We start from the raw sequence: 17,377 nt of genomic DNA, 5'->3' as shown, positions 1-17,377 counted from the left end.
TTCACGCTGCGTCTTGCAGCGCTGGTAGACCGTGTTATAGATTCGGCCAATCGTCGATGGGGTGTTGCCCAGCGTCTCCGCCAGCGCTACCGGCACCGCCTGGGTATCGAGGATATCGCCGCCCATCAGCACCGCTCGCAGACCGAGCACGTGATCCGACGTTTTACCGTACACCAGCGATCCCTGTCCGGACGCGTCGGTGTTTATCATCCCGCCCAGCGTGGCGCGGTTGCTGGTGGAAAGCTCAGGTGCAAAGAAGTAACCATAGGGTTTAAGAAACTGGTTCAGCTGATCTTTGATGACCCCGGCTTCAACGCGCACCCAGCCCTCTTCGGGGTTAATCTCAATGATGCGATTCATATAGCGGGACATATCGACAATAATCCCGCCGTTCAGCGCCTGGCCGTTGGTGCCGGTGCCGCCGCCGCGCGGCGTGAAGACCAGCGATGTAAAGCGCGGTTCGGCGGCGACGCGCGCCAGCAAGGCCACGTCCGCCGTAGAACGCGGGAAAAGGACCGCATCCGGCAGCAGCTGATAGACGCTGTTGTCGGTGGCCATCGTCAGCCTGTCGGCATAGCTGGTGGCGGTATCGCCGGTAAAACCCTGTTGCTCCAGTACCTGCAAAAAATTCAGCACCAGCTGAACTACCCCTGGTGCCTGAGAAATTTGTGGGATCATCACACTTGACCCTGCCTGACTATGTTGTGTTTGAAAATATTGTGTTGGTGCTAACTAAACGTTTGCGTAGCGCATTCAACTTTTTATCACATTTTTTTCATATGCGCCCACGTGTTTTCTGTGCAAAATCAGCCCGGCAATATTATTGATATTATTATCAGTACATGGATTTACGCGGCGCCAGCTTTTTGGCGCGACTGGAAAGGTAAAATTTCTCTATGATAAACCCCCATCAGCCTCGGGACATTCCGCAAATACTGCTGTCGGTGCTGTTCCTGGCCCTGATTATCATATCCTGCCTGTGGGTTGTGCAGCCGTTTATTCTGTCCTTCGCCTGGGCCGGTACGGTGGTGATCGCCACCTGGCCGGTGCTACTGCGTCTGCAGCGCGTGCTGTTCGGCAAACGGATGCTGGCGGTGCTGGCGATGACCCTGCTGCTGTTTTTGCTATTCGTTATTCCTATCGCTCTGCTGGTCAACAGCCTGGTGGATAACAGCGTCCCGCTGATCAAACTTATCAGCAGTGGAAATGTGACGCTGCCGGATTTCGCCTGGCTGAACAGCGTGCCGCTGGTCGGCGATAAGCTGTACTCCGCCTGGCATGGTCTGCTGGATATGGGCGGCTCGGCGATTATGGCCAAGGTTCGCCCCTATATTGGCACTACCACCAGCTGGTTTGTCGGGCAAGCGGCGCACATCGGCAAGCTGCTGGTCTACTGCGGTCTGATGCTGTTGTTCAGCGCGCTGCTCTACTGGCGCGGCGAGCAGGTGGCCTATGGTTTCCGCTACTTCGCTACACGCCTCGCAGCCAAACGCGGCGATGCGGCGGTGCTGCTGGCCGGCCAGGCCGTGCGCGCCGTGGCGCTGGGCGTGGTGGTGACGGCCCTCACTCAGGCGGTGCTGGGCGGGATCGGCCTTGCCATCTCCGGCGTCCCCTACGCCGCTCTGCTGACCGTAGTAATGATCTTTACCTGTCTGGTCCAGCTCGGCCCTTTGCTGGTTCTGGTACCGTCGATTATCTGGCTTTACTGGAGCGGGGACACCACCTGGGGGACCGTGCTGCTGGTGTGGAGCTGCGTGGTTGGCACCATGGACAACGTCATTCGTCCGGTGCTTATCCGCATGGGCGCCGACCTGCCGATGATCCTCATTCTTACCGGCGTCATTGGCGGACTGATCGCCTTCGGCATGATCGGTCTGTTTATCGGTCCAGTGCTGCTGGCCGTCTCCTGGCGTCTGTATGACGCCTGGGTACACGAAGTGCCGCCGCCGCCGAAAGACCCCGATGTCGTCCTCGAAGAGCTTAGCGAGCTGGAGGCTGGGCGCAAGTAATGCCCTGGCAGGCGGGGAGACCCGCCTGTTTCCTTGCCCGCCTATTGTTAAGCAAAATTTATTGATCGCCGGCAACGCGCTGGCCCTGAGCGCCATTCCCCTCGCTTTCCTCCCCCGGTCCTTCACAACAATTTAACTATTGAGAGGAATCTGATCGACGGCAAAGGCCCCGCTGCCTACTATTAGCTCACGGTTATAAATCAACACCTTGATTTATAAGCATGGAAATCCCCTGAGTGAAACAACGAATTGCTGTGTGTAGTCTTTGCCCATCTCCCACGATGGGCTTTTTTTTGTCCTGCGCATCGCCACACCGGACAGCCTGCAACAGGCAAAAAAATCCCCGGCATCGCTGCCGGGGATCGGTGCTGTCAGGGCGAACTTATTTTTTCAGTTCCGCCAGACCTAACCAGGTTTGCACCACAGTATCCGGGTTGAGGGACAGACTGTCGATCCCTTCTTCCATCAGCCAGGCGGCAAAATCTTCATGGTCAGACGGCCCCTGGCCGCAGATGCCGACGTATTTGCCCTGTTTTTTCGCTGCGCGGATCGCCATCGACAGCAGGGCTTTCACCGCGTCGTTGCGCTCATCAAACAGCTCAGAGACCACGCCGGAGTCGCGATCCAGACCGAGCGCCAGCTGGGTCATGTCGTTCGAACCGATGGAGAAGCCGTCGAAGTACTCGAGGAACTGCTCGGCCAGCAAGGCATTCGATGGGATCTCACACATCATAATGATCTTCAGCCCGTTCTCGCCGCGCTTCAGCCCCTGACGCTCCAGCTCTTCGACCACCGCTTTCGCCTGGGCGACGGTACGCACAAACGGCACCATCACTTCAACGTTGGTCAGCCCCATGTCGTTACGCACGCGCTTCATCGCTTCACACTCCAGCGCGAAGCAGTCGCGGAAGCTTTCGGAAACGTAGCGTCCGGCGCCGCGGAAGCCGAGCATCGGGTTCTCTTCTTCCGGCTCATAGCGCTCGCCGCCCACCAGGTTGGCGTACTCATTCGATTTGAAGTCCGACAAACGCACGATGACGCGTTTCGGGTAGAAGGCGGCGCCAAGGGTAGCGATCCCTTCGGTCAGACGGCCGACGTAGAACTCTCTCGGCGAATCGTAGCCTTTCATCAGCTCGCGGATTTCGTTCTGCAGGCCCGGCTCCTGGTCGTCAAACTCCAGCAGCGCGCGCGGGTGAACGCCAATCATGCGGTTGATGATAAATTCCAGCCGCGCCAGACCCACGCCTTCGTTCGGCAGGCAGGCAAAGTCAAACGCACGATCCGGGTTGCCGACGTTCATCATCACCTTCAGCGGCAGATCCGGCATCTCGCCAACGCTGGAGCTCTTGACGCTGAAGTCCAGCAGCTCGGCGTAAACGTAGCCGGTGTCGCCTTCGGCGCAGGAGACGGTCACGTTCTGGTTTTCCTGAATGCGATCGGTGGCATCGCCGCAACCGACCACCGCCGGGATCCCCAGCTCACGGGCGATAATCGCCGCGTGGCAGGTACGTCCGCCGCGGTTGGTGACGATCGCCGAGGCTTTCTTCATGATCGGTTCCCAGTCCGGGTCGGTCATGTCGGTGACCAGCACGTCGCCAGGTTCGATGCGGTTCATCTCGCTGATATCGTGGATCACCTTCACCGGGCCGGCGCCAATACGGTGGCCGATGGCGCGCCCTTCGGCGATGATCTGCCCCTGAGCGTGGAGGGTATAACGCTCCATCACCTGGCCGCGGGAACGCACGGTTTCCGGACGCGCCTGGACGATAAACAGCTTACCGGTGTGGCCATCTTTCGCCCACTCGATATCCATCGGACGGCCGTAGTGCTTCTCGATCTGCACCGCCTGCTTCGCCAGCTCCTGCACCTCCTCGTTAGTTAACGAGAAAACATCGCGCTGCGCCTGCGGCACATCTTCGATACGCACCTGCTTGCCGTGCTCCTGAGTCGGCGCGTATACCATGCGGATCTTTTTCGACCCCATGGTGCGGCGCACGATGGCCGGGCGGCCAGCGGCCAGCGTCGGCTTGTGGACGTAGAATTCATCCGGGTTCACCGCGCCCTGCACCACCATCTCGCCGAGGCCCCACGCCGAGGTGATAAACACCACCTGGTCAAAACCGGACTCGGTATCGATAGAGAACATGACGCCGGAGGAGGCCAGATCGGAGCGGACCATCCTCTGCACCCCGGCGGAAAGCGCCACGCCGCGGTGATCGTAACCCTGATGCACGCGATAGGAGATCGCGCGATCGTTAAACAGTGAGGCAAACACGTGCTTCACGGCAACGAGCACGGCGTCAAAGCCCTGCACGTTGAGGAATGTCTCTTGCTGCCCGGCGAAGGAGGCGTCCGGCATATCTTCCGCAGTAGCGGAAGAGCGCACGGCAAATGAGGCCTCGGCGTCATCGGCGGACAGCAGGTCATAAGCATCGCGAATCGCGTTTTCCAGTTCGCTCTGGAAAGGGGTGTCGATGATCCACTGACGGATCTGCGCGCCCGCTTTCGCTAATGCGGAAACGTCGTCAATGTCGGTTTCATCCAGCAGTGCATAAATGCGCTGGTTAACACCGCTTTGGTCCAGGAACTGATCAAAAGCATCAGCGGTGGTGGCAAACCCGTTAGGCACGGAAACACCCATACCGGACAGGTTTGTAATCATTTCACCAAGGGAGGCATTTTTGCCCCCAACTCTGTCTACATCATTCATGCCGAGTTGGTTATACCAAAGCACCAGCGGTGACGAGCCATTGTTGGACATCGAGACAATCCTTTTGTGATTTAATACCAGTGAAAAAAATTTCACGATCGACTGCAGGATTATCCTGACATATTTATGGGGCTGAAAAAAACGGTGAATCGTTCAAGCAAATTATTTTTTCATTTTTCGGACTGTTCCCGCGATATAGCTAACTTGATGATTTTTAGGAATTATGACGAAAAACGCTGGAAATAACGGCAAAAAGAAGAAAATGAACCACCCTTTTCATAAAAAACAAAAATAGCGTTTCAATTTTAACAAGAGACAAATCAAACAGGGATATGCTTAAATTTAATATCCGTATTCAGGCAATTAAACTCATTATACCGGATGGTCAAAATGGAAAGTGCTGTAGATCGCCACGTATTTTATATTTCTGACGGTACCGCCATTACGGCAGAAGTGCTGGGGCATGCCGTGATGTCGCAATTCCCGGTTGCCATCAGCAGCGTGACTCTGCCGTTTGTCGAAAACATCAGCCGCGCGCGGGCGGTAAAGGAGCAGATCGACGCCATCTATCAGCAAACGGGTATTCGCCCGCTGGTGTTCTATTCCATCGTCATCCCGGAAATCCGCGACATTATTCTGCAAAGTGAAGGTTTTTGTCAGGACATCGTGCAGGCGCTGGTGGCCCCGCTGCAGCAGGAGCTCAACCTCGACCCGACGCCAGTGGCCCACCGTACTCACGGCCTGAACCCCGGGAACCTGATCAAATACGATGCGCGTATCGCCGCCATCGATTACACCCTCGCCCACGACGATGGCATCTCCCTGCGTAACCTCGATCAGGCCCAGGTGATCCTCCTCGGTGTGTCGCGCTGCGGCAAGACGCCCACCAGTCTGTACCTCGCCATGCAGTACGGCATTCGCGCCGCCAATTATCCGTTTATCGCCGACGATATGGACAATCTGGTGCTGCCGGCGTCGCTGAAGCCCCTGCAACATAAGATGTTCGGCCTGACCATCAACCCCGAACGGCTGGCGGCCATCCGCGAAGAGCGTCGGGAAAACAGCCGCTACGCCTCTCTGCGTCAGTGTCGGATGGAGGTGACCGAAGTGGAGGCCCTGTATCGCAAAAATAAAATCCCGTGCCTGAACAGTACCAATTATTCTGTTGAGGAAATTGCGACAAAAATCATGGACATCATGGGGCTGAATCGCAGAATGTACTAACACACTAGTACATTATTAAAAATTTGTTTATGCTATCACCCGTGGCCTATACAGGATCATGCCCTGCTCTTGCAATAAGCAGGGATTGGTTTATCGTGATGCGCATCACTTCCCGGCATTTTCGCCGCGGAAGAAACAGATTTTTGAGACCCCAATGAATAAAACAGACGAATTGCGTACCGCGCGCATTGAAAGCCTGGTAACGCCCGCGGAACTGGCCCAGCGCCATCCCGTCACGGCCGACGTGGCCGCCCACGTTTCGGCCTCCCGCCGCCGAATTGAAAAAATCCTCAACGGCGAAGACCGCCGCCTGCTGGTGATTATCGGCCCCTGCTCCATTCACGATACCGACGCGGCGCTGGAGTATGCCCGCCGCCTGCAGGGCATGCGCGAGCGCTACCAGCCGCAGCTGGAGATCGTGATGCGCACCTACTTTGAAAAACCGCGTACCGTGGTGGGCTGGAAAGGCTTAATCTCCGATCCGGACCTCAACGGCAGCTACCGGGTCAACCACGGAATTGAGCTGGCGCGGCGCCTGCTGCTGCAGGTTAATGAGCTGGGGGTACCGACGGCCACCGAGTTTCTCGATATGGTGACCGGTCAGTTTATCGCCGATCTCATCAGCTGGGGTGCCATCGGGGCGCGCACCACAGAAAGCCAGATCCACCGTGAGATGGCCTCAGCGCTCTCCTGCCCGGTCGGGTTTAAAAACGGCACCGATGGCAATACGCGCATCGCGGTGGACGCCATCCGCGCCTCCCGCGCCAGCCATATGTTCCTCTCCCCGGACAAGCAGGGGCAGATGACGATTTACCAGACCAGCGGCAACCCGTACGGGCATATCATTATGCGCGGCGGCAAACAGCCAAACTATCATGCCGAGGATATCGCTGCCGCCGGCGAGGCGCTGCGTGAATTCGATCTGCCGGAACAGCTGGTCGTTGATTTCAGCCATGGCAACTGCCAGAAGCAGCACCGCCGTCAGCTGGAGGTGTGCGCCGATATCTGTCAGCAAATTCGCGCGGGCTCCACCGCCATCGCCGGAATTATGGCAGAGAGCTTCCTGCAGGAAGGCACCCAGAAAGTGGTCCCCGGCCAGCCGCTGACCTGGGGCCAGTCGATCACCGACCCCTGCCTGAGCTGGGATGACAGCGAAAGGTTATTGAGCGAGCTGGCCGCCGCCACCGCTACCCGTCTGTAACCGCTCCGCCCGTCGCGCCTGCGGCGGGCAATTTCCTTCGGTGACTCCCCTACCAAATCCGGTAACACGATAAATAACGCTTGCCGTCAAAAACAACATTATTGATAATGATTATCATTGTTGCTTTGATTTTTATTTTGAGAGCTATGACGCGTATGGATAACACTGCCACAGCTGAAAAACCAAAAGACAATGCCCCCTATCCCGTGGCGACGGACAGGCAGATTAGCAGTCGGGTGCTGTTAGGTAGCGAAGGACGGGTAGTCATCGAACATGGCGGCCAGCGCTATCTGCTGCGCCAGACCAACGCCGGGAAGTTAATTCTGACCAAGTAAGCGCCCCGCTGAGCGCGGGGCGAGGCGAGTTAGCTCGAGCAGCTGACTTCCAGACGTTTCCCCCAGTCCGGTGGGCGGCGGACGTAGTCGTCCTCGCGATCGGTAAAGGGGTCTGCCAGCGCGGCATGCAGGCGCTCCAGCTCGCCCATATCGCCCGCCTCGGCCTGCTCTATCGCCCGCTGCGCCAGCCAGTTGCGTAACACCAGCGCCGGATTTACGCCCTGCATCCGCTGCTGGCGCTGCGCGTCATCCACCTGTTCATCACGCAGGCGCGCACGATACCCGGCAAACCAGCTGTCGAAAGCCGCCCGATCGATAAACTCGTCGCGCAGCGGCGAGGCGGCGCTGAGCTGTTCGCTGTGGCTCAGCAGGCGGAACGTTCGGGTATAGTCGCTCTTCTCACGGATCATCAGGGCAAACAGCCCGTCCAGCAGGTCATTATCCCCTTTCTGCTGGCTGAACAGGCCGAGTTTATCGCGCATCCGCTGGCCATAAGCGGTCAGCAAGGCGTGCTGATAATCATCCAGCGCCGCGTTCAGCGCTTCGGCGCTGATAAACGGCGACAGCGACTGGGCCAGACGCTGCAGATTCCACAGCCCCACCGCCGGCTGGTTTTCAAAACTGTAGCGCCCCTGGTAATCCGAGTGGTTGCAGATGAAGTCCGGCTGAAAATCGTCAAGGAAGCCATACGGGCCGTAGTCGATGGTCAGACCGAGAATCGACATGTTGTCGGTATTCATCACCCCATGGGCAAAGCCCACGGTTTGCCAGCTGGCGATGGTCTGCGCGGTGCGCGTGACAACGTCACGGAACCATAACAGATACTTGTCTGCCTCATCCTGCAGCTGCGGCCAGTGGTGGCGAATGACATAGTCGGCCAATTGCTGGACCTTCTGCGGCTCACGGCGATAGTAAAAATGTTCGAAATGGCCGAAGCGGACATGGCTCTCGGCCACCCGCATCAGCATCGCGCCAGGCTCCACGCGCTCGCGGTAGATCGGGGTATCGCTGGTCACCATCGCCAGGGCGCGCGTCGTCGGGATCCCCAGGGCGTGCATCGCCTCTGACGCCAGACTTTCCCGGATCGTCGAGCGCAGTACAGCGCGCCCGTCCCCCATCCGCGAATAGGGGGTCAGGCCGGCGCCTTTCAGATGCCAGTCGTAACGGCGACCATCCGCCAGCTGCTGCTCACCGAGCAGGATCCCGCGTCCGTCGCCCAGCTGGCCGGCCCAGGCGCCAAACTGATGGCCGCTGTATACTTGCGCCAGCGGCGACATGCCCGGAAGCAGCGCTTCGCCGCCCCAGACACCGGCTCCATTTTCAGGCGCGAACAGGGCGTCGGGCACCCCCAACTGTTGCGCCAGCGGGGCGTTACGCCAGATGAGTCGGGCGTTATCCAGCGGCGTCGGTAACAGGGAAGTGTAAAAATCCGGCAGTTCATCCCGCCAGTGGGTGGTAAAAGAAAGGGTCATGGTTCCTCCTTCCTTCAGTGTAGTGCCTCAAACAGCGGATTAACACGGGCGGAGTGCAGGGTTATCGGCATAAAAAAGGGAAGCGCTCGCTTCCCTCTTGCTTCTGAATGACGTCAGATACGCCGCGCCTGCCAGAACTTTTTGTTCCAGTAGACGTTATCCAGCGAGGAACGGGTGACGCCCTGGCTGGTGGAGGCATGGATAAACTGGTTGTCGGTATCGTAGATGCCAACGTGCAAACCGCTCTCCCCTGAGCCGGTTTTGAAGAACACCAGATCGCCGGGCAGCAGATCGCGCTTATCGATACGGGTGCCGATTTCCGCCTGCTCGCGGGTTTCACGCGGCAGCTGGAGGGCAAATTTATCGCGAAACGTGCGCACCACGAAGCCGGAGCAGTCGACGCCGCGCGGCGTCATGCCGCCGTAGCGATACGGTGCGCCACGCCAGCTACGCAACTGCTCGTTCAGATTCGCCACCACCGTGATGGAGTCAGCCAGCCGTGGATTCGGCGGCGGTGCCCGATGGCTGCTGCAGCCGGCTAAAATTAACGCCGCCGCCAACATGAACCAGAAGCGCATTTCAGATGATCCCTCTGTCCCTAGTCTCTTTATCGCAATAATTTAGCTTGTTTATCAATACAGTGACAAGATAACTGCGTGCTACTGTGACGCGATGAGCATAATATGACCGGCCACCTCCACGCGCTGGAACGGGATCGCATAGGCAGCGGTTAAATTTTCCTCATTCAGCACCTCGGCGGTCTCTCCGCAGGCGATGGCTTCCCCCTGGCAGAGCAGCCAGCTTTGTCCGGCATGGCGCAGGGTATGGTTGAGATCGTGGCTGCTCATCACCACCGCAATCCCCGCCGCGCTCAGCTCACGTAACAGCCGATCCAGCGCCGCCTGCTGGGCCACATCCAGACTGTTCATCGGCTCATCCAGCAGCAGCAGTTGACCCGCGGGATGACTCAAGGGATCGATCTGCAGGATCACTGCCGCCAGCCGCACGCGCTGCCACTCACCGCCCGAAAGCTGATTAACCTGACGGTCCAGCTTATTGTCCAGACCAAGCCTGGCCGCGATATCGCTCAGACGGGCGCTATCGCCCTGCTGCTGCATATGCAGCGTCAGGTAGTGCCACACCGGCATGGCGAACGGCGGGGTCTGGTGTTGACATAGATATCCGCGACGGCGCGCCAGCTCCGTCGCCGGCCACTCGTCAAGCCGCCGTCCGTTAAAATGAACCGTGCCGGGGCCCTCGGACAGCCCCGCCATGCGGGTCAGCAGCGTGCTCTTCCCTGCGCCGTTCGGCCCCACCAGGTGGACAATCTCCCCGGCGCGAAAGGCCGCAGAAAACGGGGCCAGACGCCCCGCCGCTTCTACATCCTGTAGCTGCATCAGAAACGCCATTATTTCGCCAGCGCTCCTTTAATCGCCGCCACCAGCTGCGGATCGTCCGGCGTCATATCCGGAGAGAAGCGCTCAATGACGTTGCCCTGGCGATCGACGAGGAATTTTTCGAAATTCCACAGAATGTCGTCCACATACAGCGGCGCCCGGCCTTTGCTGGCCATCCGCTCATAAAAACCGCTGCCTTCCGGGGCCACCGCTTTCGGCGCGGCGGCAATCAGTTTTTGATACAGCGGCGCGCGATGTTCACCGTTGACGTCAATTTTGCTGAACAGCGGGAAGGTGACGCCGTAGGTGGTGCTGCAGAAGGTCTTAATCTCTTCTTCACTGCCCGGCTCCTGGCCGAGGAACTGGTTGCAGGGGAACCCCAGCACGCTAAAGCCCTCCCCGGCAAACTGCTTTTGCAGATCCTCGAGTTGCTCATACTGCGGCGTCAGGCCGCATTTCGAGGCCACATTGACGATCAACAGCACCTTGCCGGCAAAGGATGCCAGGGTGGTTTTCTCGCCATCAATGGTCGTCACTTCGGTATTCAGAATGTCATGTTGCATAGCCTGTCCTCAATGGATAAACCGGTTTCCGGTGAAGGTGATCCCTATCTACTGTAGCGGATTCAGCGGCCGCCATTCTACTGCCAATCCCCCCGAGTTGTCGCATGATGTAACAGCGCTTCGCTGGCCGCCAGCAACATGAAATCCTCTCAATTGGGCAGTCGACCATTTCCGTGTACAGTGTCCCGGTAATGTAATATGGTTTCGTTACTTGTTAATTTAAGAGAGTTTTATTGATGAAGAAGTTGTTTAGCCTGGCGTTAATCGCCACCTCTGTCGCCCTGCTGAGCGCCTGCTCTCCGGATGAAGATAATAAAGTGAAAGTCGCTATCAATACCGGGCCGGACGAAGCCATCTGGAAAGTGGTGGAGCAGGTTGCGAAGGATAAATATCATCTCGACGTCGAAGTGGTCTCCTTCAATGATTATGTGCTGCCCAACGAAGCACTGAACAACAAAGATGTGGATGCCAACGCCTTCCAGACCCTGCCGTACCTTGAGGCGCAGTCGAAAGAGCGCGGCTATAAATTTGCGGTGGTCGGTAAAACCTTTGTCTTCCCTATCGCCGCCTATTCTCACCGGATCAAAAACATCAGCGAACTGCCCGAAGGGGCGACGGTGACCATTTCTAATGAAACCACCACCCTGGGCCGCAGCCTGCTGCTGCTCCAGGCGCAGGGGTTACTCAAGCTGAAGCCGGGCGTCGGCTATTTACCGACCACGCTGGATATCATCGACAACCCGAAACAGCTGAAAATTGTTGAAGTGGATACCCCACAGCTGACCCGTACCCTTGATGATCCGAACGTTAGCTTGTCAATCATTAACACCAACTTCTCCGCCCAGGCGGGCCTGTCGGCCGCCCGCGACGGTCTGTTTATGGAGGGGCCGGATTCCCCTTACGTGAATGCGATTGTCGCCCGCGAGGATAATAAGGACAGCAAGAAAATTCAGGAGCTGAAAGCCGCTTTCCAGACCAGCGAAGTCGCGGAAAAAGCGAAGGAAGTCTACAAAGGCGACGCGATCAAAGGCTGGTAAGCCTGAACCGGCGCCGTCCCTGCCGACGGCGCCGCGCTATCCCCGCCCCCGCGAACGCAGCAGCAACCAGATAAAGACCGGCGCGCCCAGCGTCGCCGTCACCACGCCAATCGGCAGCTCTGCGGCGGAAAGCGCCAGTCGGGCAATGATATCCGCCCCCAGCAAGGCGCTCGCCCCGGCCAGCATGCAGGCCGGGAGCAACACCCGGTGATCGCTTAAACCGCATAGCCGCAGAATGTGCGGGATCACCAGGCCGATAAAGCCAATTGCTCCCGCCAGCGCGACGCTAACGCCGACCAACCAGCCGGTCGCCACCACCAGCAGCTTGCGCCATAGCCACAGCGGCAGCCCAAGCTGACGAGCGGAGACCTCGCCCAGCGCCAGTAAATTCAGGGGTTGCGACTGCAGACAGACCCAGCAGAGCACCGGCAGGAGGGCTATCATCAGCCACAGCTGCTGCCAGTCGACGCCGCCAAACCCGCCCATCATCCAGTACATCAGCTGACGCAGGTCAAAAGAGGTGGAGAAGTAGACCACCCAGGTCATCAGGGCGCTGCAGATGATCCCCAGCGCCACCCCTGCCAGCAGCAGACGGCTGGTAGAGAGATGGCGGCGGGCAAAACGTAGCAGAATAAAGGTGATCAGCAGCGCGCCGAGGATCGCGCACAGCCCGAGCGCCCAGCCGGGCAAGACTCCTTTGCCCAGCAGGACGGCGGCAATCAGCCCGACGCCCGCCCCGTTGGAGACGCCCAGCAGACCCGGCTCCGCCAGCGGATTTTCAAACAGCGCCTGCATAATCGCCCCGGAGAGCGCCAGCGCCGCCCCCACCAGCACCACCGCCAGGGTTCGCGGCAGGCGGATCTGCCAGATGAACAACTGGCCTTTCGCGCTCAGCCATTCCCCAGGCGGGATCCATTGATCGCCCGCGCACAGGCTGACCAGCAGGGTGACCAGGAGCAACAGCGTTAATCCGAAGAGCCAACGCCGGCTACGGCGCTGTTGAAGATGGGCGAGAGTCAGCATAGATTCCATTACGCAGTGGGAACAAGAGGCTGATTTTACGGTGGGTGTCGCGGTGAGAAAAGGAAAACCTCGCGGCCGTTCGTCGACGCGGAGGAAGACCTCCCCCGCGTCTGCGTTCGTTCGTTACACCAGGATCTGAAACAGTAGCGCAAAGAGAATGATATTCGCCACCACGATTGCCCAGCCGTTATAGAGCATATATTTCAGATGCGTGGACTGCGCCAGCCCCATCTGGCCGAACATGTCCGATGAGGGAAACGGACCGAACCAGTCCACCTGAGAAGAGGCGAGCAGCACCGCGGTGGTCCCCTGCGGCGGCACGCCGGCGGCCATCAGCATCGGGCCAAAGATTTTATGGGTAAACGTCATTTGCGCCACCGCCGCACCGGGCACATGGCCGATAATATTGAACGCGAAGATGCTAAAGCACAGCCAGGCCGGGGAGATCCCCTCGAGCAGCGGTTGGGTATACTCCAGCAGCCCCTGATAGGCATGCAGACCATCCATCAGTTCAAGGATTGGGTTATACAGCCAGTAGAGGATAAACATCCACACCAGACGGCCGCAGCCGTGATACAGCGCCTGCAGGATCTGCGTCGGTCGCAGGCCACCTACCAGCCCGGTCATCAGCGCCACCAGCAGCATCACGATAATCGCAAAGCTGAAGCCAGCTTTGATCACCACGCCAACGACCGCCATCACAATGATCGTCGCGGCGAAGGCCAGCGCGCTTAATTTACGCCGACGCTGCTGCGCGGCGCTGAGATCGTCTTTTGGCTTCTCCGAAAGATCGACGTCATAGCGCAGTTTGCCTTCAGTCATCTTCTGGATCCGCCCCGCCATTATCCAGCCGGCCAGCAGCGTCACCGCACTCATCGGCAGACCGACGTACAGCAGATAATCCGGATAGCTCAACCCGCCGAGGCTGAGGATTGTCACGGTGCTGTGGGTGAAGGGCCCGGTAAAGAGCCCAACGGAGCCGGCGGTCATCATCAGCGCGGCGACCGTCGGCGGCGTTAAGCGTACCGCTGCCGCCACCGGAATGATCACGGCCACGATAATGGCGTTACCACCGGCCATGGTGCCCAGCGAACCACAAATTAAAATCGATGACACCACAATGCCGAACTTAACCCGCGTCTGGCTCGACAGCCCAATACGATGAACCACGAATTTCACCAGCTCAACCGCTGCGCCGGTGCGGGTGGCCACTTCCCCCACGCCGGCGCCGAGCATAATGATAAGCCCTACCGTGGCGATAAATGACCCGGTGGATTTCGCCAGCATCGTGCCCATTTCCGGCAGGCCGGTCGAGGTCATTATCATGGCGATAATAATCGAGGAGATCACCGCCAGCACAATATCAACGCCGATCAGCGATAATATCGCTAGTGCCACCAGCGGCGTAAATCCCAGCAGGCCAAGCTCACTGCCCGGTCGACCGTGGCACCACAGCGCGATCAACACGAACAGCAGCAATAACAGACCAGTAATAACGTTTTTCCGCGTGATATTTCGTCTGACAGGCGCATTGCCTGTGAGCGTTGAGTCACTCATAGCACTCCTTAATGCCAATCAATCCGACCGTAAGGGTCAGGAGGTGTATTGGGACCTGCTCAGAAAACATCCCCCCTCTTTTTCATTATTGGCCGCGAGCCTGAGGGTGCGTTTGGGTACAAAGGAATAGATTCTGAGAGCGTAATATTCCGCCATCAGGCGGGGTCTACAGCACAATATGTAACCGGAGCGCTGATTGGAGATTAAATTTATGTTAACTTTGTGTTAGTGGATAATGACTTTTTATCGGTAGGCTATAACCCTGAGTTAACTGTTCATGAAACTGCGTCATCTGGAAATCTTTCACGCCGTAATGACCTGCGGCTCGCTGTCACGGGCGGCGGAAGCGCTCAATATCTCTCAGCCAGCGGCCAGCAAAGCGCTAAAAAGCGCCGAGATGAAACTGGGTTTTACCCTCTTTCAGCGGGTGCGCGGCAAGCTGCTGCCGACCAGCGAGGCGATCACACTTTTCGAAAAAGCGCAGAGCATTTATCAGGACCTCGATAACCTGCGCCTGTTGGCCGACAATCTGGCCCGCGATCCGCGCGCCAAAATCACCTTAGGCTGCCTGCCGAGTCTGGGATTAAGCCTGGTGCCAGAGCTGGTGACCGACTTTTATCAGCAAAACAGCAACCTGGTGATGACGCTCACCACCGAGCACACCGAGACGCTGGTCAAAAAACTGGATTTGCGCGAGATAGATTTGGCGCTGACGCTACAGCCGGTGCAGCAGGGAGAGATCCTGACCACCCTGATTGCCGAAGTACCGCTGGTGTACATCGACCGTCATTATCGTCAGGGGGCGGTGGACATCAGCCAGATCGACCAGCAGCGCTGGATCTCGCCAGGGCCGCACTCGCTCTCTGCGGCCATCGCCACCCGTCGCGACTTTTCCACCACCCGGCTTAACGTTCAGACCTACTATATGGCTACCGAGTTCGTGAAGCGCGGCATGGGCTGCAGCATCACAGATATCTTTTCCGCCCAGCACAACCTGGCTCCAGAGATGATCCACCCCATTACGCCGCCGATTGCCATCAACCTCTGCCTGCTGCGCCGGGCCGATGTTTCGCTGAGTCCAATGGCGCAAAAGTTCGTCGATTTTCTCTGCCAGCGTCTGCGCCAGCAACTCAAGGAGATTAACCTGCGGTTATACCCTGACCATAAAAAGTCAATTGCGCCGCTGGGGTAAATGCTTTGACATAACCCGATAAATTGATTAGCGGTGGATATATCGGGTTATGAACAAACGCATTGTCATTATCGGCGGCGGCGTGGTCGGTCTGGCCACGGCCTGGGAACTGATTAAGCGCGGCCATCAGGTGCAATTACTGGAGCGCAATGCTGAACCGGGCAGTGCCACCAGTTTTGCTAACGGCGGACAATTAAGTTATCGCTACGTTGCCCCCCTTGCCGATAGCGGCGTTCCCCTGCAGGGGATTAAATGGATGGGCAAAGCCGATTCGCCGCTGAATATGCGTCTTAAGATGTCTTTCCAGCAGTGGCGCTGGCTGCTGCAGTTCCTGCGTGCCTGTAATAGCCAGACCAATAAAATGAACGGCGATCATATTTTGCGCCTGTCGTTGCTCAGCCGTCAGGTCATGCAGTCATGGCTGGATGAGGATAATCTTGCCGATTTTCACTGGCGGCGCAGCGGTAAATTAATTATCCATCGCCGCGAATATGATTTTATTAAAGCGGCAAAAGGGATAGATCCTCAGTATCAGCAAGCGCTGAATGCTGACGCCTGTCTGCAACTGGAGCCGGCACTCAGACATATCAGCCCTTCGCTGCAGGGCGGAATTTATTCGCCGGGCGATGAAACGGCAGATTGCCATCAGTTCTGCCTTGCCCTGCTCGACAAGCTCAATGCCAGCAACGACTTTAGCCTGCTGACGCACTGTGAGGTGCAGCAGCTCAATAAGCGCGGCGGACGCATCAGCGCCCTGGAGACCAACCGGGGAACCATCACCGGCGATGATTATGTCGTTGCCGCCGGTAACGGCAGTGGTCCTCTGCTTGGGCATCTGGGGGTTCGCGTGCCGCTGTGCGCCCTGAAGGGGTACAGCCTGACCCTGCCCTATCCTGAAAAAGCAGGTATTGCCCCTGACATCAGCGTCACCGACTACGGGCACAAAATCGTTTATGCCCGCCTTGGCCAACAACTGCGCATCGCGGCGATGGTGGACATCGGCTATGACGGCGACCAACTGCGCGAGAGCCGCATTCAGGCGCTGAAAAACATCGTCGCCCGCAGCTTTCCCGAACTCGAAGGGCTGGACAAGGCCGAAGCCTGGACCGGCATGCGCCCGTCAACACCAGCAGGCCCGCCGATGCTGGGTCGCGCCGGATACCCCAATCTATGGATGAACCTCGGCCAGGGTAGTCTCGGCTTTACCCTCGCCGCCGGCAGCGCGGTGGTGCTGGGCGCGTTAATCGACAATCAGGCACCCACTATTTCTTTAGAAGGTCTCACATGGAAACAAACCGCATGACCATTATTCGCAATAATCCACAACCTCGCCTTTCCGCCAGCGTTGCGTATGGCAATCTGTTGTTCCTCTCCGGGCAGACGCCAAAAAGCAGCGAAGACGATATCGTTTTACAAACCCGTGAAGTGCTGGAGAAGATCGATGCCCTGTTGGCGGCTGCCGGGAGCGATAAGCGGCAAATTCTCTCCGCGCAGATCTGGCTGAAAGATATCGAACGTGATTTTGTCGCATTCAATGACATGTGGGTACAGTGGATGCCGGAAGGCCAGAGCCCGGCGCGAGCAGCAGTACAGGCGGAGATGGCGCGACCGGATATCCTGGTGGAGATCATGCTCACCGCCGTCAAAGCGTAAGGAC

Annotated in this window: 17 protein-coding genes and 1 other RNA gene; 10 read left to right on the top strand and 8 right to left on the bottom strand. The window is 58.1% G+C overall.

Annotated features, from left to right (window positions below; genetic code table 11):
- On the bottom strand, positions 1–678 hold a 678-nt coding region (locus tag NKJ21_RS26405), incomplete at its 3' end, for an FAD-binding oxidoreductase (RefSeq protein WP_254733360.1).
- 218 nt (positions 679–896) lie between these two features.
- Here NKJ21_RS26405 and ydiK point away from each other — a divergent pair.
- Complete coding sequence (gene ydiK, locus NKJ21_RS26400; RefSeq protein WP_004203114.1) at positions 897–2,009, top strand: AI-2E family transporter YdiK; 1,113 nt, start codon at positions 897–899, stop codon at positions 2,007–2,009.
- A gap of 189 nt (positions 2,010–2,198) precedes the next feature.
- Positions 2,199–2,306, top strand: an RNA gene (gene rprA / locus NKJ21_RS26395) — antisense sRNA RprA.
- An 85-nt stretch (positions 2,307–2,391) separates the two neighbouring features.
- On the opposite strand, the gene ppsA is transcribed toward rprA, so the two are convergent.
- On the bottom strand, positions 2,392–4,770 hold the full coding sequence (gene ppsA / locus NKJ21_RS26390) for a phosphoenolpyruvate synthase (RefSeq protein WP_012541376.1): 2,379 nt from the start codon (positions 4,768–4,770) through the stop codon (positions 2,392–2,394).
- A gap of 75 nt (positions 4,771–4,845) precedes the next feature.
- On the opposite strand from ppsA, the gene NKJ21_RS26385 reads away from it, so the two are divergent.
- From NKJ21_RS26385 to hemP, 4 genes are all read left to right on the top strand, one after another.
- The gene (locus tag NKJ21_RS26385; RefSeq protein WP_012541375.1) at positions 4,846–4,965 is read left to right on the top strand and encodes a hypothetical protein; all 120 of its coding nucleotides are present in this window, start codon (positions 4,846–4,848) and stop codon (positions 4,963–4,965) included.
- Positions 4,966–5,109: 144 nt separating this feature from the next.
- A complete protein-coding gene (locus tag NKJ21_RS26380) occupies positions 5,110–5,943 on the top strand; it encodes a pyruvate, water dikinase regulatory protein (protein ID WP_002909061.1) in 834 nt (277 codons plus the stop codon).
- A 154-nt stretch (positions 5,944–6,097) separates the two neighbouring features.
- Positions 6,098–7,144: a 3-deoxy-7-phosphoheptulonate synthase AroH gene (gene aroH, locus NKJ21_RS26375; protein ID WP_008804446.1), complete on the top strand. Its 1,047-nt coding sequence runs from the start codon at positions 6,098–6,100 to the stop codon at positions 7,142–7,144.
- A 155-nt stretch (positions 7,145–7,299) separates the two neighbouring features.
- Positions 7,300–7,479, top strand: coding sequence for a hemin uptake protein HemP (gene hemP, locus NKJ21_RS26370; protein ID WP_012967843.1), 180 nt, complete (start codon positions 7,300–7,302; stop codon positions 7,477–7,479).
- Between the two features lie 29 nt (positions 7,480–7,508).
- Here the strand turns inward: hemP and selO are convergent, their stop codons facing one another.
- From selO to NKJ21_RS26350, 4 genes are all read right to left on the bottom strand, one after another.
- Complete coding sequence (selO, locus tag NKJ21_RS26365) at positions 7,509–8,951, bottom strand: protein adenylyltransferase SelO (protein WP_094284983.1); 1,443 nt, start codon at positions 8,949–8,951, stop codon at positions 7,509–7,511.
- 113 nt (positions 8,952–9,064) lie between these two features.
- A complete protein-coding gene (locus NKJ21_RS26360; RefSeq protein ID WP_002909082.1) occupies positions 9,065–9,529 on the bottom strand; it encodes an NlpC/P60 family protein in 465 nt (154 codons plus the stop codon).
- Positions 9,530–9,610: 81 nt separating this feature from the next.
- Positions 9,611–10,360 (bottom strand): vitamin B12 ABC transporter ATP-binding protein BtuD, encoded by a 750-nt coding sequence (gene btuD / locus NKJ21_RS26355; RefSeq protein WP_008804443.1) that lies wholly within the window; start codon positions 10,358–10,360, stop codon positions 9,611–9,613.
- Positions 10,360–10,911, bottom strand: a complete 552-nt coding sequence (locus NKJ21_RS26350) for a glutathione peroxidase (protein ID WP_008804442.1) — start codon at positions 10,909–10,911, stop codon at positions 10,360–10,362. Before NKJ21_RS26350 ends, btuD begins: the two co-directional genes overlap by 1 nt.
- A 236-nt stretch (positions 10,912–11,147) precedes the next feature.
- Here NKJ21_RS26350 and NKJ21_RS26345 point away from each other — a divergent pair, with 236 nt between their 5' ends.
- Positions 11,148–11,948 (top strand): MetQ/NlpA family ABC transporter substrate-binding protein, encoded by an 801-nt coding sequence (locus tag NKJ21_RS26345; RefSeq protein ID WP_002909085.1) that lies wholly within the window; start codon positions 11,148–11,150, stop codon positions 11,946–11,948.
- Positions 11,949–11,984: 36 nt separating this feature from the next.
- On the opposite strand, the gene btuC is transcribed toward NKJ21_RS26345, so the two are convergent.
- Positions 11,985–12,971 carry a vitamin B12 ABC transporter permease BtuC gene (btuC, locus tag NKJ21_RS26340; protein ID WP_101139171.1) on the bottom strand — a complete coding sequence of 329 codons (987 nt, stop codon included), beginning with the start codon at positions 12,969–12,971 and terminating at the stop codon, positions 11,985–11,987.
- Positions 12,972–13,094: 123 nt separating this feature from the next.
- Entirely contained in the window at positions 13,095–14,528 is a 1,434-nt protein-coding gene (locus NKJ21_RS26335; RefSeq protein WP_254733358.1) for a gluconate:proton symporter, read from the bottom strand.
- A 277-nt stretch (positions 14,529–14,805) separates the two neighbouring features.
- Here NKJ21_RS26335 and NKJ21_RS26330 point away from each other — a divergent pair, with 277 nt between their 5' ends.
- The 3 genes from NKJ21_RS26330 to NKJ21_RS26320 are packed head-to-tail and all read left to right on the top strand — an operon-like array spanning position 14,806 to position 17,373.
- Complete coding sequence (locus NKJ21_RS26330; RefSeq protein ID WP_008804439.1) at positions 14,806–15,720, top strand: LysR family transcriptional regulator; 915 nt, start codon at positions 14,806–14,808, stop codon at positions 15,718–15,720.
- A 49-nt stretch (positions 15,721–15,769) separates the two neighbouring features.
- Positions 15,770–17,023, top strand: a complete 1,254-nt coding sequence (locus NKJ21_RS26325) for a D-amino acid dehydrogenase (protein ID WP_023297833.1) — start codon at positions 15,770–15,772, stop codon at positions 17,021–17,023.
- Complete coding sequence (locus NKJ21_RS26320; RefSeq protein WP_080928526.1) at positions 17,020–17,373, top strand: RidA family protein; 354 nt, start codon at positions 17,020–17,022, stop codon at positions 17,371–17,373. Before NKJ21_RS26325 ends, NKJ21_RS26320 begins: the two co-directional genes overlap by 4 nt.
- The last annotated feature ends 4 nt before the right edge of the window (positions 17,374–17,377 follow it).

It is taken from the genome of Klebsiella sp. SWET4 (assembly GCF_024296565.1).
GTDB lineage: Bacteria > Pseudomonadota > Gammaproteobacteria > Enterobacterales > Enterobacteriaceae > Klebsiella > Klebsiella variicola.
The sequence above is the reverse complement of the archived record's forward strand: the minus strand, read 5'-3'. Positions and strand labels throughout refer to the sequence as shown.

Bases quoted from the DNA above. Each gene is read 5' to 3' on its own strand.
- ydiK (WP_004203114.1), top strand. From the start codon at position 897: ATGATAAACCCCCATCAGCCTCGGGACATTCCGCAAATACTGCTGTCG.
- ppsA (WP_012541376.1), bottom strand. From the start codon at position 4,770: ATGTCCAACAATGGCTCGTCACCGCTGGTGCTTTGGTATAACCAACTC.
- NKJ21_RS26385 (WP_012541375.1), top strand. From the start codon at position 4,846: ATGGGGCTGAAAAAAACGGTGAATCGTTCAAGCAAATTATTTTTTCAT.
- NKJ21_RS26380 (WP_002909061.1), top strand. From the start codon at position 5,110: ATGGAAAGTGCTGTAGATCGCCACGTATTTTATATTTCTGACGGTACC.
- aroH (WP_008804446.1), top strand. From the start codon at position 6,098: ATGAATAAAACAGACGAATTGCGTACCGCGCGCATTGAAAGCCTGGTA.
- hemP (WP_012967843.1), top strand. From the start codon at position 7,300: ATGGATAACACTGCCACAGCTGAAAAACCAAAAGACAATGCCCCCTAT.
- selO (WP_094284983.1), bottom strand. From the start codon at position 8,951: ATGACCCTTTCTTTTACCACCCACTGGCGGGATGAACTGCCGGATTTT.
- NKJ21_RS26360 (WP_002909082.1), bottom strand. From the start codon at position 9,529: ATGCGCTTCTGGTTCATGTTGGCGGCGGCGTTAATTTTAGCCGGCTGC.
- btuD (WP_008804443.1), bottom strand. From the start codon at position 10,360: ATGGCGTTTCTGATGCAGCTACAGGATGTAGAAGCGGCGGGGCGTCTG.
- NKJ21_RS26350 (WP_008804442.1), bottom strand. From the start codon at position 10,911: ATGCAACATGACATTCTGAATACCGAAGTGACGACCATTGATGGCGAG.
- NKJ21_RS26345 (WP_002909085.1), top strand. From the start codon at position 11,148: ATGAAGAAGTTGTTTAGCCTGGCGTTAATCGCCACCTCTGTCGCCCTG.
- btuC (WP_101139171.1), bottom strand. From the start codon at position 12,971: ATGCTGACTCTCGCCCATCTTCAACAGCGCCGTAGCCGGCGTTGGCTC.
- NKJ21_RS26335 (WP_254733358.1), bottom strand. From the start codon at position 14,528: ATGAGTGACTCAACGCTCACAGGCAATGCGCCTGTCAGACGAAATATC.
- NKJ21_RS26330 (WP_008804439.1), top strand. From the start codon at position 14,806: ATGAAACTGCGTCATCTGGAAATCTTTCACGCCGTAATGACCTGCGGC.
- NKJ21_RS26325 (WP_023297833.1), top strand. From the start codon at position 15,770: ATGAACAAACGCATTGTCATTATCGGCGGCGGCGTGGTCGGTCTGGCC.
- NKJ21_RS26320 (WP_080928526.1), top strand. From the start codon at position 17,020: ATGACCATTATTCGCAATAATCCACAACCTCGCCTTTCCGCCAGCGTT.